The organism is Pseudahrensia aquimaris (assembly GCF_042676045.1).
GTDB lineage: Bacteria > Pseudomonadota > Alphaproteobacteria > Rhizobiales > Rhizobiaceae > Pseudahrensia > Pseudahrensia aquimaris.
Map to the genome: position 1 here is coordinate 20,568 of NZ_JBHTJV010000012.1, position 14,113 is coordinate 34,680.

Consider the following 14,113-nt stretch of genomic DNA (forward strand, 5'->3'; position numbering starts at 1 on the left):
GCCCGCCATGTCTAAGTTTCTATTGAGCAGAGTTGTATTTCGCAGTTGAAAGCGCCTGCCCAAGTTCTTGCCGCAACGTCAACCCACATCATCGTGCGCAGTTGGTCAAGGCAGATTTAATGGTTAATCATTCGTTTTTTTGAAAACCCAGAGTCATGTTTAACGGCACTGCCCAACACAGACAAAACTATTGATGAAACAAAAAAGGCCGCCTGACTGTTCGTCAGGCGGCCTCTAAAATTCTGCACCGAATNTTTTGTGTAATCAAGCAGCGAACGGCGCGTTGCGACCATTTTCAGCAGTCCACGGCGGGAATGGTTGTCCTTGCCATGATCCTTGAAGTGGTCAGTGAGATTTTTGATCCGTTCCGTCAAAATGGCAACTTGGACTTCCGGGGAACCTGAATCGCCTTCTTTGATAGCATATTCTTTGATCAATTCAGCTTTACGCTCAGCAGTAATCGACATCGGAAACTCCTTTTCAGCTATGGAGGAAAAGACGCCTGGGCCGGGATGTCGTCCAGCAAAGGCCGTGATCTAAGCATTCTTACGAAAGCGCAGGATGACTAGAGCCAATAATCAAGATTTGCAAGATCAAAGTAGCAGGTAACATCGTGTTATTGGTGTTTTGCGGCCAATTGTTGCTGTTAACCAATTGCCGCATCATTGGGATGATGGCTTGCGCCTGAGATTAACTTTATGACATGACACGCGCGAAGGTTGAATCGGTTTCGACCTGAAGGCGGACGCTGAACGGGGATTCTCTACTGTGGCAATCGACACGCAATCAGGCTTTTTGCGCCACGCAATGACCGGTTTTGCACTGGGCGCAGCTTTGATGAGCGCTGTTCCGATGTATGCTTCTGCCGAAGAAGTAAGCGGCGAGTTTCTCGGCGCGCGGAGCGAAAAAGCGTGGTCCATCATGCTGTTCGGCGGCCCTATGGTTGATGCTGAGTTGGCCGATATCGTCATTCCATCGGGGAGTATTGATGGAACCGGCACCACTTTTGTTGGTGTGGCTCTGAACAAACGAGTCTACGAATTTGACGGTTGGGCTTCCGGTTTTACCATCGAGTTGGAAGCGGGTGCTGGCTACCAATTTGGGGAATCGCCAGACGAATCCGGTCAAATCTGGGCTGCAGCTTACGGGCGCTATGATGAATTTCCGTGGAACCACATTGTCCGCACCACCGTAGCGGCCTCTGTCGGCTTGAACTATTCAACGGAAAAGACTGCGTACGAAAACAACGAGACCAAGGTCGGCAACACCAAACATGTGCTGCACTATTTTTCGCCCGAAATAACGTTTTCGGCGCCTTCAAATCCCGATGACGAGTTGGTGCTGCGTTTGCACCACCGCTCCAGCGCAAGCGGTGCGTTCGGCTGCGAGGGCTGTGGCTCTAACTACATAACATTCGGTTATCGCAAACGCTTCTAACGCCTAGCGCTTGTTGGCGGCGACCCAGCGGGTCCATTCCGCGCGGCTTCCCTTGAAGGCGTTAAGGTCAACGATGCCTTCCATGCCGGGTACGAGACCTGTTCCCGAATATTGCCAAAACACCCATCCGCGGTTGTATTTATATTTCGGCTCTGCGGTCACCGAGCGCAGCCAGTATTGGTAGCCGGGCAACGCACCTCCGGAAAATGTGTGCTCATAGAAGTCTACAGTTGTGTAGATGATCGGCTTTTGCCCGTAGTGAGCTTCAATCATGCGAAGCCAGCGACCCAGCACATCAACCGTTTCCGAACGTGGCGGGCGTTTGGTGCAGGTGGGCGATTTGGGGTTCCATTCCACATCGAGAACGGGCGGCAGTGAGCTTTCACGCTTGGGAACGGCTGCCATATAGTTGCGGGCCTGCTTTTCGGGCGAGGCGCAGAAATAATAAAAGTGGTAAGCGCTGCGTTCAACACCGGCACGGGCGGCCCCTGCCCAATACTTTCGGAATGACGGATCGCGATCGTCGCCGCCTTCAGTTGCCTTGATGAAAACGAACTCAATGCCGTTGCGCTTTGCCTTTTTCCAGTCGACGGCCTTGTTGTGACGCGAGACATCAGTCCCGTGGATCGCAAAGTCACCGGGTTGCTTACCGCGAATTTTGACCGGATCGGCATCGCCGAAGGCTGAAACACCGTAGACGCCCGCATTTCGGATTGCGTACTCGTTGGCTACCGATTCAAGCGTTGCACTCGTTGTGCAGGCAGCAGCAGCGAGGACTGGCAAAAGGCGGATCAGTTTCATCATGATGCGGCGTCTATTACCTGCTTGATTGGGTCCTTGCTTAGCAGTGCGGGTTCATGGTTAACGCGCGGTTAACGTTCGACGCAAAGCGCAACACCCATGCCACCACCAATGCACAGTGTGGCCAACCCTTTCTTCACGTCCCGCCGCTGCATTTCGTGCAGCAGTGTCACCAAAATGCGGGCGCCGGAAGCGCCAATCGGGTGGCCGATGGCTATGGCGCCACCGTTGACGTTTACGCGGTCTGTGTCCCAGCCCATTTCCTGATTGACCGCGCAAGCCTGCGCCGCAAACGCCTCATTGGCTTCGATCAGGTCAAGATCAGCAGCTTTCCAACCTGCTTTATCCAGCGCTTTGCGGGATGCAGGAATGGGGCCAGTGCCCATAATGGATGGATCAACTCCGGCGGTGCTCCGTGATGCAATGCGCGCCAACGGGGTCAATCCGCGCTTTGCCGCCTGCGCTTCGCTCATAAGCACCAATGCGGCTGCGCCATCGTTGATGCCGGAAGCGTTCGCAGCCGTGACCGTGCCTTCTTTGTCGAAGGCAGGACGCATACCGGCAATGCCGTCTTGGGTGACGCCGTGGCGGATATATTCATCTTCGCTCACCACCGTCTCACCCTTACGGGTCTTTATGGTAACCGGTGCGATTTCCTGCTCGAATTTGCCGGACTTTTGCGCAGCTTCGGCTTTGTTTTGGGAAGCTGTAGCGAATGCGTCTTGGACTTCGCGGGTAATCTGGAACTTCTTTGCGACGTTCTCGGCAGTAACGCCCATGTGGTAGCCGTTGAAAGCGTCCCACAGGCCGTCTTTGATCATCGTGTCGATCATCGAGAAATCGCCCATGCGTTTTCCGTCGCGCAGATGTTGGCAATGGGGCGAAAGCGACATGCTTTCCTGACCACCAGCAACGACAATGTCCGCGTCGCCCCCTTCGATTTGCTGCATACCAATGGCAACCGCCCGCAGGCCGGAGCCGCAGACTTGGTTTATGCCCCAAGCAGATGCCTCTTTTGCGATGCCGGCTGCCATTGCAGCTTGGCGCGCGGGGTTTTGCCCCTGCCCCGCCGTCAGCACTTGGCCCAAGATAACCTCGTCCACGCTGCCTGGCTCGACGCCAGCGCGCGCAAGCGCAGCTTCAATAGCGGTGCGGCCCAATTCATGGGCGGGCACGGCGGCAAGCGAGCCATTGAAAGAGCCAACAGGCGTGCGAGCGGCGGATACGATGACGATATCGGACATTGGCTTTGATAGCCTTTCTGAGAGGAATCGAGATAAAAACCTGAAATCTGTATTTGCCATGAAACGCAATAAGTGACACGTCTTCAACCGTAAATCGGGCGAACTTTCGTTGGGGCGGTGCGCGTAGTGTGACTTTCGTCACTTTCCGGTACATATCGCTGCTCTATCATTTTCAGCCCACGGTCAGGCGACGGGTTCAACGAGTGTCCAAGGTCGATCCATACGAAGCAGCGAACAAACCGCTGGACAAGAACCTGCTTCGCTATGTCTGGAAGCAAACGCGACCGGAACAAATTTGGATTCTGTTCGTCATCTTGGCGTCCATGCCAACCTATTTCATGGTCTTGAATTTGCCCGTTCGGATTATCAACGAGCCAATTCAAGGCATCGGCTTCGAGCAACCCAACGCGACCAAGCAATTTCTTGAACTGTCTTTGGGCCTCCCAGACTTTCTCGGTGGCACTACGTGGAAAATTTTCGATGGATTCACTCTAGAGCGCTGGCCCTATCTCATCGCGCTCAGCACGGCATTTCTAGCGCTGGTGTGTATCAACGGCCTCTTCAAATTCTACATCAACACCTACAAGGGCCGCTTGGGCGAACGCATGCTCCGGCGCATGCGTTATGATTTGGTAGACCGCGTTTTGCGCTTTCCCATCAATCAATTCCGGCGCGTCAAAGGCTCTGAAGTCGCCTCTATGGTGAAAGACGAGGTGGAGCCGTTTGGCGAATTCATCGGTGATGCGTTTGTGCAGCCAGCTTTTTTGGGCGGGCAAGCGCTTGTGGCATTTATCTTTATTCTCACCAATTCGTTCTGGCTGGGAATGATCGCTGTCGGCATTATCGCCATTCAGGTGACCCTCATCCCTTACCTTCGTCGTCGCGTGCTGGAACTGGGCCGCATGCGACAACTCACGGCTCGGCTGCTTTCAGGGCGGATTGGCGAGATTGTGGAGTCGATCACTGCGGTGCGGGTCAACGACACTTCCAACTACGAGAGAGCAGAACTTTCGCACCGACTGGGCAAGATTTTCTTTATTCGTTACGAGCTTTATCAGCGGAAGTTTTTCATCAAATTCATCAACAACTTCCTCGCCCAACTCACGCCATTTCTGTTCTACGTGGTGGGTGGCTATTTCGCCATTCGCGGCACGCTGAACGTGGGCCAGTTGATCGGTGTCATCAACGCTTACAAAGATCTTCCCTCGCCCATCAACGGGCTGATCATGTGGGATCAGAAGCGGGTCGATATCAACATCAAATACGCACAGATTGTTGAGCAGTTTAACGTCAAAGGCGTCGCCGATGCCCGCATGCAGGAAAATTCTGACGAGCCCGTCCCGCCGATCACCGGCGATATTCTGGTCTCCAATTTGAGCGTGATTGACGAAACCGGATCGGTGTTGATTGAGGACGCCGACTTCACCCTGCCCGTCACCAGCATCACCGCCGCGATCGGTCCGCTTGGTTCCGGCGCAGGCGCTGTGGCGAACACGCTTGCTGGACTTTATGAGCCGACATCGGGCCGGATGACGATTGGCGGCAAGCGCGTTGAAGACCTGCCAGAGCGCGTGCGCGGCCGCCGCTTCGCTTATGTGGGCAGCGATACCTATCTGCCTCAATCCACCTTGCTGGAAACGATGCTCTATGTGACCAAGCACGCGCCTTTGCGCACGCGGCCGGATACGGAAGAGTTTAGGCTGCACCCGCGCGAAGAGGTTGAGGCAAAAGCATCGGGCAATACGCTACTCGATTTCTACGCCGACTGGGTGGATTACGACGCGATGGGTATTTCCGGTCCCGATGAGGTTTATCCAAAAGTGCGCGATGTGCTTACGGTCGTGGAGCTTGATCAGACCGTCTACGAACTGGCGATGCGGCAATTGCTCGACCCAAAGAAGGACGAAGCGTTGTGCGGGCAATTGATTCAGATGCGCAAGAAGTTCCGCGCTCGCGTCGAGGACGCTGATCTTGCGCAGTATATCGAATTATTCGATTGGGAACGGTTCAATCCTCAAGCAACCATTGCAGAGAACTTGCTGTTCGGCACGTTGATTGAAGATGACGATGTGTCGATGGCCAACATCGCCGACAACGCTCACCTCATGGAAGTGCTGCACTCGCAAGGCTTGGACCGCGAACTTTATAAGATGGGCGTGGAACTGGCGGAAACGGCGATCGAACTCTTCGCAGACTTGTCACCCGACAACCCGTTCTTCGAACAGCTAAACTTTATGACGCCCGAGCAGTTGGAAGCCTATCCGCCAATTCTTGCACGAGCGCGGGAAAAGGGGTTCGAGGGCGTCTCAGAACTTGACCGCAAAATGCTGATGCAGCTTCCCTTTGGTTACATCGAACCCCGAAACCGCCTGCGACTGCTGGATGAAGCGTTACAGGAGCGCTTCCTCAAGGCGCGCAAGGCATTTCATCAGGATTTGCCAGACGACATGCGCGAGCGTTTGAGCATTTACAACATTGACGCCTATAACCAACTCAACTCGGTTCAGGACAACATCCTCTACGGTCGTGTGGTCTATGGCTCGTCCGTCGCAATGGAGCGCATCCAGCAAGAAATCCGCACTTTGTTGGAAGAAAATGGTCTGGAAGACGATATGTTCCGCGCCGGGCTGGAATTCGACATCGGAGCGGGCGGTAAAAGGCTCACAGAGAACCAGCGCCAACGTATTGTGCTTGCGCGTGCGCTGCTAAAGGGCGCTGACATGCTGATTGTGAACCGTGGTCTGAACGGTTTGGACACACGGGTTCAGGAACGGCTGATCAAAAACGTTCTGGAGCGGGCCCGCGGCAAGACAAATCAGCGTCCATTCGGCATCTATTGGGCGCTCGCCACACCGTCACTGGCCAAACAGTTTGATAGGGTTTTGGTGTATGACCGTCAGACACTGGTCGAAGATGGCACGCCGGAAGAACTTGCGGTTGAAGGAACGCGGTTCACGCGGCTGGTGACATGAATGCTGGTTTTTGCCACACAATCAATTTTAATGATCAAATGTGCCGCATGGCGCGAAGTGGCTGAAACGGTGAAAAATAATGTGAAGGGGTATACGCGATGAGCAAATTGCAAGACGAAGTTGATCTTTTACGTTCAATTCCAATGTTTGCTAATTTAGCCGCAAACAAATTGAAGCTGCTGGCTTTCGCGTCCGACCGCGTGTCGTATTCAGAAGGCGAAGTATTGTTTGAGCAAGGCGATGAAGCGGATGCAGCCTATGTCGTGATTTCTGGTGAGGCCGACATTCTCGTCACCACAGGCGATACGGTCAGCAAGGTGGCCGTGCTCGGCCCCAACGAATTCGTCGGTGATATGGCTATTTTGTGCGACATCCAACGGACGGCTACAGTTAAGGCAAATTCGCCGATGGAGGCTTTGCGCATTCGCAAAGAACACCTCAACGAACTTATCAACGACACGCCAGCGCTTGCCATGTCTGTTTTGAAAGAGCTGGTGCAGCGCCTTGCCAAAACGACGAAAGACCTTTCGGAAGCGAACGAGGAAATTCAACGATTGAAGGCAGGATAATCCTTTGACGTTGAAAGCTAGCCCCACCGAAACCACCCTCGCGGCACAACCGAGCAGGAGTTAAGTTTTGCCCGATACGTTTTCCGTCAAGTTCTGGGGTTCGCGCGGCTCTATGTCGTCGTCTTCCAACGCGCACAAAAAGTACGGCGGAAACACTGCCTGTATCGAGATGCGCTGTGGAGACAATATCTTGATTTTTGATGCTGGCTCCGGCCTTCGTCTGCTCGGCAATCAGTTGATGAAAGAAGATGCCAAGCGGATGCATCTGTTTTTCACACATTGCCACTACGACCACATTTCCGGAATGCCGTTCTTCTCTCCGTTCTTTTACCCCAAGGCCAAGATCGACATCTGGTCGGGGCACTTGCAGGGCAAGAACAAAACCCAGCGGATGATAGCTGACTATATGCGACCGCCGTATTTTCCGGTTGGGCCGGAGGTGTTTTCGGCGAAAATCAAATATCACGATTTCGAACCGGAAGATCGGTTGAAGCCCGTGCGCGGCGTGACTGTGGATACGCTGGCGCTCAACCATCACGATGGATGCGTGGGCTATAAGGTTAAGTTTCAGGGTCGCACAGCGTGTTTGATATCTGACGTTTGTCATATTGCCGGAGTTGTCGATCAGACCATCGTGGATTTTGTGCGCGATGCAGATCTGATGATTTATGACGCGACTTACACCGACGCAGAATTCCCGAAGTTCGCAAATTTCGGCCATTCAACGTGGCAGCACGGAATTCGCATTTGTAAGGAAGCGGGTGTGAAGCGCTATGTGCCCTTCCATCACCGCCCCAGCCGCACCGACAAGGCGCTGGACAAGATCGCTGAACAGGCGAAGCGTAAGTTTAAAAGAACCAAGATGGCCCGGGAGGGGCTGGTGATACGTTTGTGAGAGGTGCGTGATCGCGCATTCCGCTAGCGTGCCAGTGGCAGACATGTCCCACAATTGCCTACCTCTCTTTTACCAGCAAAGCGGACCGATGATGTGAACACAACCCGAGATGGCATCTCACAGGCGCTAACGTCTATCTCCAGCAAGGGTAACGGGCACAGGCTACCCGAACGCGTGCTTGCGATTGTTCGACAGAATGAAGAACTGAGCGAAGTTCTCGTCCGTATCATCCAACTGTTTGTTGTCGTCGCAATGAGCATTGTATTTCTGCTCTCACCCAAGGGCGATACGCAGTTGGCGTCTCAAGTCCCGCTCGTGCTGGGCTGCTATTTTGTCTTTACTCTGGTCGCCTTGGGCTTCGCAGCGCGGCGGCAACTGCCCCAATGGGTGTTGTTCGTTTCCATCATCGTAGACATGGCACTGCTGACCTATCTGATCTTCAGTTTCCATATCCAATACGAGCAGCCAGCGTCTTTCTCGCTGAAGTCCCCTTCCTTCATGCTCTATTTCGTGCTCATCGCCATTCGCGCACTTCGGTTTGATTTTCGCCATGTGCTAGCGGCGGGTGTGGCAAGTATCTTGAGCTGGATTATCCTCGTGCTCATCGTCACCCAGATTGACCCCTATGACAGCATGATTACCCGCGATTACGTGACCTATCTGACCAGCAACACGGTGCTGATTGGGGCAGAGGTCGACAAAATGTTGTCGCTGGGGATGTTCACAACAATCCTTGCACTGGGCGTTTATCGGGCCAATTCTTTCTTCGTAACCGCGATTGCGGAAGCCCAGGCGGCGAGTTCTCTTGCCCGTTTCATGCCAGGCGATATCGCTCATCAGATCCGTGACGCGGACAAGGAGATCAAGGCCGGCGAAGGCAAGCGGCTCAACCTTTCGATCATGAACATAGATATTCGCGGCTTCAGCAACCGTGTCGCCACAATGGAGCCGCAGGAGGCGATGGCGCTTTTGTCAGACTATCAAGAGCGATTGGTTCCCATCGTCCACAATCACGGTGGCGTGGTCGATAAATTCATGGGCGACGGCATTATGGCTGTGTTCGGGCTTGAAGAGCGCGAAGATCGTGCGGCACTTGATGCCATGCAATGCGCCCGCGATATTTTCCTTGGCAAGGACGCTTGGAAAGGTCCGTCAAAAGACGTGAAAATCAATCTTGCTATTGCCACCGGGCCCGTTGTCCACGGTGCAGTTGGCTCCGGCGACCGGCTGGAATTCACTGTGATCGGCGCGACCGTCAACCGTTCTGCCAAATATGAAAAGCACAACAAGGCGGTCGATACGAACGCCCTTTGCGATGTGCCGACTTTGGAAGCCGCAATTGCACAGGGTTACCGCGATCCCGGTCATGCAGTACTGAAAAACCAAGCCATTTCCGGCATTGATGAGGCCGTCAGTTTGGTGGTCATCGCATGAACGAACGCAACCCACCCGTTGTGGCACAAAGCCGAAACAGCCTGCTTTCGCGAATTAATTTGCATGCGATGCGACTCTATTCCGGACTGGTTCTCTTCATCTATCTCGTCTGGCATTTCATCAATCATTCCATCGGTCTTTTCTCGCTAGAAATGATGAGTGTCGCTGGCGGTTGGCTGGCATGGACCGTGCGCGCCACCCCGTTTGGCTATTTGCTTTATGCGGCGCTCGTTGCCCACATGGGAGCATCGTTGTGGCAAGTTTATCAGCGGCGCAGCTTGAAAATGCCCGCGCGGGAATGGACGCAGCTTGTCTTCGGACTGCTCATTCCTCCACTCATGGTCACGCACATCATGGGCACACGCTATGCCCACGAGATATACGGCATCAACGACAGCTACGCTTATGTGATCCTGGCAACTTTCGTCTACACGCCGCTCAACGGTATCTTAAACAGCGCCGGGCTCGTGCTGGCATGGGTGCATGGCTGTATCGGCATGCATATGTGGTTGCAACTAAAGCGCTTCTACACATCCAATATGCGCATGACGCTGCTGATCTGCGCCACACTGCTGCCGACTGCCGCTCTTGGAGGTTTCCTAAGCGCGGGTCGGGAGATTGCACCCTTATCACTCTCAGGCGAATGGCTCGAGCAATATTACGCCCAGCTAAACCTCAGCGATGATAGCGTTTGGGAGTTGATTGGACGTGATACCGATATTGCGCTTTACACGCTGCTTGCACTGCTTGGTGGCGTTTTCGCGGTGCGGGCTTTGCGAAATTACTCCGCCCGAAGGGCCAACATGATTGCCGTAGACTATATGGACGGGCCGGTGGTGCGACAGCGGATTGGGACAACGCTGCTCGATATTTCGCGGTTTGCCAACGTCCCCCATGCGGGTGTTTGTGGTGGCAAGGGGCGCTGTTCCACCTGCCGCGTGCAGATTGTTAGCGCTGATGGCGCGTTAGAGCCGCCCAGTGAGGCGGAACGTCGGGTCTTGGAGAGGGTCAATGCGCCGGAAAACGTGCGCTTAGCGTGTCAGTTGCGCCCAACATACGACATTCAGATCATGCGCCTGTTGCCAGGGGAAGCCTCTGCCCTGAACGCTCGATCGGGCACGCCTTGGGCTACAGGACAGGAGCGCACCGTCGCCATTCTTTTTGCCGACATCCGTAACTTCACCCGAACGGCAGAAGCACGTCTGCCCTTTGATGTTGTCTATCTCATCAATCAGTTTTCGCGAGAAATGGGCCAGGCGGTCGAAGCTCATGGAGGGCGTATCGACAAATTCTTGGGCGATGGCCTTATGGCAATTTTCGGGATCGAAACAACGCCTGAGAAAGCATCTCTTCAAGCGCTGCAAGCCGCAGCTGATATGAGCCGTCGACTGGAGCAACTCAACGAGCGGCTGGAGCGCGACCTGCCATCACCGCTTCGCATTGGCATCGGCGTCCATACCGGCCCGGTCGTGCTGGGCGATATGGGCTACGGCGCATCGCGCGGACTCACCGCTATTGGTGACACGGTCAATACCTCCAGCCGTCTGGAAGCGGAAACGAAAGTGCACGGCACGCTTGCCTGCATTTCTGCGCAAACGGCAGAGCTTGCAGGTATCAAACCCTCGAAGAAAGCTGGTCGGCACGTTGCAATTCGTGGACGTGAACAAGAACTCGATATATTTGCGCTCGACGGCCTAACTATTGATCAACTCGTGGGTGATACCTTAACGCCTAAAGCGCAGGCGGCTGTGCAATGAGACATTCAAAAGGGTGGAAACAATGAAGAAATTTGGCCTTATGGTAGTGGCGGCAGCAGCAATGGGCGGCGCACATGCGCTCACGCCGACGCCAGCAGAAGCAGGGTGTTCAGATTTTCCCATTCCAAATGTGGATTGGTCCGGTTGTCGCAAGAGCGGATTGGTTCTTACCGAAAACGATATGAGCGGCGCCAACCTTTCAAAGACCGATATAACAAGCACAAATTTGAGCCAGGCAAAGTTTCTCGGTGCCCGGTTTGAGCGCGCCCGCATGACACTGGTTCTAGCCACACAGGCAGATTTCACCGAAGCCAATATGACCCAGGCTGAGGGAGGACGGGCGCAATTCGTACAGGCCAATTTTACCAAGGCCAATCTGACAAAAGCGCTGCTTTTCCGGTCAAACTTCACCGGCTCAAATTTCACCGAAGCAAACATGAGCAAGGCGGAGTTTAGCCGCTCCAAATTCAACGATACGAACCTTACCTCAGCGATGTTGGGGTTCACCAACCTTTCCCGGGCCGTGTTCACCGGCGCTTTGATTGATGGCACCGATTTTCAGAAAAGCTGGCTGTATCTGACGGATTTCAAAGGCGTCGATCTGTCAAAGGCGGTCGGCCTTGAACAATCACAAATCGATCTTGCCTGTGGCGATGACAAAACCGTTTTGCCAGCAGGCCTAACCAAACCCGCCGACTGGCCTTGTGCTGAAGAATAGGTTTTAGCGCGTCAATTCCTTCATCGCATCCCCAATACCCGAAAGGGTTAGCGGATACATTCGATCGGCCATTAATTCGCGGATCATCGCGGTGGACTGGGTATAGCGCCAGCCCTTTTCGGCGACGGGGTTTAGCCAGACGCTTGATGGGAATTGATCGGTGATCCGGCGCAGCCAGACTTCGCCGGATTCCGGGTTCCAGTGTTCCACCGAACCGCCAGGATAGACAATTTCGTACGGGCTCATGGCGGCGTCACCCACGAAAATGACCTTGTAGGTGGAGCCATATGTGCGAAGCACATCCCACGTGTCGATCTGCTCGCCGTAGCGCCGCGAATTGTCCTTCCATAAGCCCTCATAGGGGCAATTGTGGAAATAGTAGAATTCCATGTGTTTGAATTCGGCGCGGGCAGCGGAGAACAGTTCTTCCACCTGCCGGATATAGCCGTCCATCGAACCACCAACGTCTAGGAACAGAAGCAGTTTAACCGCGTTGCGTCGTTCGGGGCGCGTTTTAACATCAAGATAACCATGCTCGGCGGTCGCACGGATGGTGCCATTGAGATCAAATTCTTCCGCCTCGCCCTCGCGCGCCCAGCGGCGCAGGCGCTTGAGCGCGATTTTAATGTTGCGTGTGCCAAGCTCAACGCTGTCATCAAAATCCTTAAACTGGCGCTTATCCCACACTTTCACTGCTGAACGGTTGCGGCCTTCCTTTTGGCCGATGCGGACGCCCTCTGGGTTGTAACCATATGCGCCGAAAGGCGATGTGCCGGCTGTGCCAATCCATTTTGAACCGCCCTGGTGGCGCTTTTCCTGCTCTTTCAAGCGCTCGCGCAGGGTTTCCATTAGCTTTTCCCAGCCGCCCAGCGCTTCGATCTGTTTCTTTTCCTCTTCCGAGAGGTGCTTTTCAGCCATGCGGCGCAACCATTCTTCGGGGATCTGCTGCTCGTCCACGGCATCAACACCTGCAACCGCTTCCAGTCCTTTGAAGACTTCAGCAAAGACGCGGTCGAATTTGTCGATGTTGCGCTCGTCTTTGACTAGGGCTGTGCGTGCGAGGAAATAGAATTCCTCGACGTCCCACATGGCAACGCCCTTCTCCATCGCTTCCAGAAGCGTGAGATATTCGCGAAGGGTGACGGGCACCTTGGCCTCTTTGAGGCTGTAAAAAAGGTTCGTAAACATGGGTAAAGGCGTAGCAAACCGTATGGGATGCGCCAAGGGCGGCAAATGCGGCGTCTTGCAATTTATGCGGCGCTAGCACAGATAAACGCACTACTGAGGAACAGGAACTACTGCACGCATGGAAGCTGCTCTTTCAACAATCCTGTCGCCGATTATCCTGTTCTTTATTTTGGGTCTCGTGGCGGCGCTGTTCCGCTCGCAAATGAACGTCCCCGAAGCTTTTGCCAAAGGCTTGGCAATCTATTTGATGATGGCGATTGGTCTGAAGGGCGGGGTCGAAATGGCGAAGAACCCGATGACGGGTGAAATCGCGCTGGTGTTTGCTGCCGGTATCGGGCTTTCGTTCTTCATACCCATGGTCGCGTTCTTTCTGTTGCGCGCGTCGAGCAAGCTGGACATCACCAATGTTGCAGCTGCTGCTGCGCACTACGGCTCAATTTCCATCGTTACATTTGTTGCCGCCGGTGAAGCGGTAGAGCTGGCAGGCTTTCAGGCGTCCGGCCATTTGGTGGCAGTTGCAGCGCTGATGGAAACGCCAGCGATTATTACCGCGCTGTTCCTTGCCGCACGATACGGCGCAACCAAGGGGCCAGTTGCGGGGTCTGAACGGGGCGAATTGGTGCGCGAAGTTTTGTTGAACGCTTCGGTGGTTGTGCTGGTGGGTGCGTTATTGATCGGCTGGATTGTTGGCACGGAGGGCATGGTGAAAGTGGCACCGTTCTTCGTAACACCGTTCCAAGGGGTGCTGTGCCTCTTCCTGCTGGATATGGGCCTTGCCGCGGGGCGCGGGCTGCGTGAAGGCTGGCGGCAATTGGATATCGGCACCATCGCCTTTGGCCTCTACATGCCGATTGTCTCCGCGCTCATCACGGCAACCGTTGCCTGGGCCATCGGCATGAGCACCGGCGATGCGGCGATCCTGATTACGCTGGCGGCATCGGCATCTTACATTGCCGTGCCAGCCGCCATGCGCTTGGCATTGCCGAAGGCGAAACCGTCGGTCTATCTCACACTGTCGCTCGGAATCACGTTTCCGTTCAACGTCACTATCGGCATTCCATTTTACATCGCTCTGGCGACTCTCGTGACCGGCTAGGA

General features: G+C 54.5%; 11 protein-coding genes and 1 pseudogene. 8 read left to right on the forward strand and 4 right to left on the reverse strand.

Annotated elements, in window-relative coordinates; all coding sequences use genetic code 11:
- Positions 1 to 254: 254 nt before the first annotated feature.
- Positions 255 to 467: pseudogene (gene rpsO, locus ACFQ14_RS13015) on the reverse strand (30S ribosomal protein S15); the annotation flags it as partial.
- Between the two features lie 301 nt (positions 468 to 768).
- On the opposite strand from rpsO, the gene ACFQ14_RS13020 reads away from it, so the two are divergent.
- Positions 769 to 1,437 carry a hypothetical protein gene (locus tag ACFQ14_RS13020; protein WP_377213190.1) on the forward strand — a complete coding sequence of 223 codons (669 nt, stop codon included), beginning with the start codon at positions 769 to 771 and terminating at the stop codon, positions 1,435 to 1,437.
- Positions 1,438 to 1,440: 3 nt separating this feature from the next.
- Here ACFQ14_RS13020 and ACFQ14_RS13025 read toward each other — a convergent pair whose 3' ends face one another.
- Positions 1,441 to 2,241: a glycoside hydrolase family 25 protein gene (locus tag ACFQ14_RS13025; protein WP_377213191.1), complete on the reverse strand. Its 801-nt coding sequence runs from the start codon at positions 2,239 to 2,241 to the stop codon at positions 1,441 to 1,443.
- A gap of 68 nt (positions 2,242 to 2,309) precedes the next feature.
- Positions 2,310 to 3,482, reverse strand: coding sequence for an acetyl-CoA C-acetyltransferase (locus ACFQ14_RS13030; protein ID WP_377213192.1), 1,173 nt, complete (start codon positions 3,480 to 3,482; stop codon positions 2,310 to 2,312).
- A gap of 203 nt (positions 3,483 to 3,685) precedes the next feature.
- Between ACFQ14_RS13030 and ACFQ14_RS13035 the strand changes: the two genes are divergently transcribed.
- From ACFQ14_RS13035 to ACFQ14_RS13060, 6 genes are all read left to right on the forward strand, one after another.
- On the forward strand, positions 3,686 to 6,454 hold the full coding sequence (locus ACFQ14_RS13035) for an ABC transporter transmembrane domain-containing protein (protein WP_377213193.1): 2,769 nt from the start codon (positions 3,686 to 3,688) through the stop codon (positions 6,452 to 6,454).
- A 98-nt stretch (positions 6,455 to 6,552) separates the two neighbouring features.
- Positions 6,553 to 7,023, forward strand: coding sequence for a cyclic nucleotide-binding domain-containing protein (locus ACFQ14_RS13040; RefSeq protein WP_377213194.1), 471 nt, complete (start codon positions 6,553 to 6,555; stop codon positions 7,021 to 7,023).
- Between the two features lie 67 nt (positions 7,024 to 7,090).
- Positions 7,091 to 7,918, forward strand: a complete 828-nt coding sequence (locus tag ACFQ14_RS13045) for an MBL fold metallo-hydrolase (RefSeq protein WP_377213195.1) — start codon at positions 7,091 to 7,093, stop codon at positions 7,916 to 7,918.
- A gap of 93 nt (positions 7,919 to 8,011) precedes the next feature.
- Positions 8,012 to 9,352, forward strand: coding sequence for an adenylate/guanylate cyclase domain-containing protein (locus tag ACFQ14_RS13050; RefSeq protein ID WP_377213196.1), 1,341 nt, complete (start codon positions 8,012 to 8,014; stop codon positions 9,350 to 9,352).
- On the forward strand, positions 9,349 to 11,109 hold the full coding sequence (locus ACFQ14_RS13055; RefSeq protein WP_377213197.1) for an adenylate/guanylate cyclase domain-containing protein: 1,761 nt from the start codon (positions 9,349 to 9,351) through the stop codon (positions 11,107 to 11,109). The genes ACFQ14_RS13050 and ACFQ14_RS13055 overlap by 4 nt, the downstream gene beginning before the upstream one ends.
- 22 nt (positions 11,110 to 11,131) lie before the next feature.
- Entirely contained in the window at positions 11,132 to 11,827 is a 696-nt protein-coding gene (locus ACFQ14_RS13060; RefSeq protein ID WP_377213198.1) for a pentapeptide repeat-containing protein, read from the forward strand.
- Positions 11,828 to 11,830: 3 nt separating this feature from the next.
- On the opposite strand, the gene ACFQ14_RS13065 is transcribed toward ACFQ14_RS13060, so the two are convergent.
- The gene (locus tag ACFQ14_RS13065; RefSeq protein ID WP_377213199.1) at positions 11,831 to 13,015 is read right to left on the reverse strand and encodes a vWA domain-containing protein; all 1,185 of its coding nucleotides are present in this window, start codon (positions 13,013 to 13,015) and stop codon (positions 11,831 to 11,833) included.
- Between the two features lie 118 nt (positions 13,016 to 13,133).
- Between ACFQ14_RS13065 and ACFQ14_RS13070 the strand changes: the two genes are divergently transcribed.
- Complete coding sequence (locus ACFQ14_RS13070; protein ID WP_377213200.1) at positions 13,134 to 14,111, forward strand: sodium-dependent bicarbonate transport family permease; 978 nt, start codon at positions 13,134 to 13,136, stop codon at positions 14,109 to 14,111.
- Positions 14,112 to 14,113 lie beyond the last annotated feature (2 nt).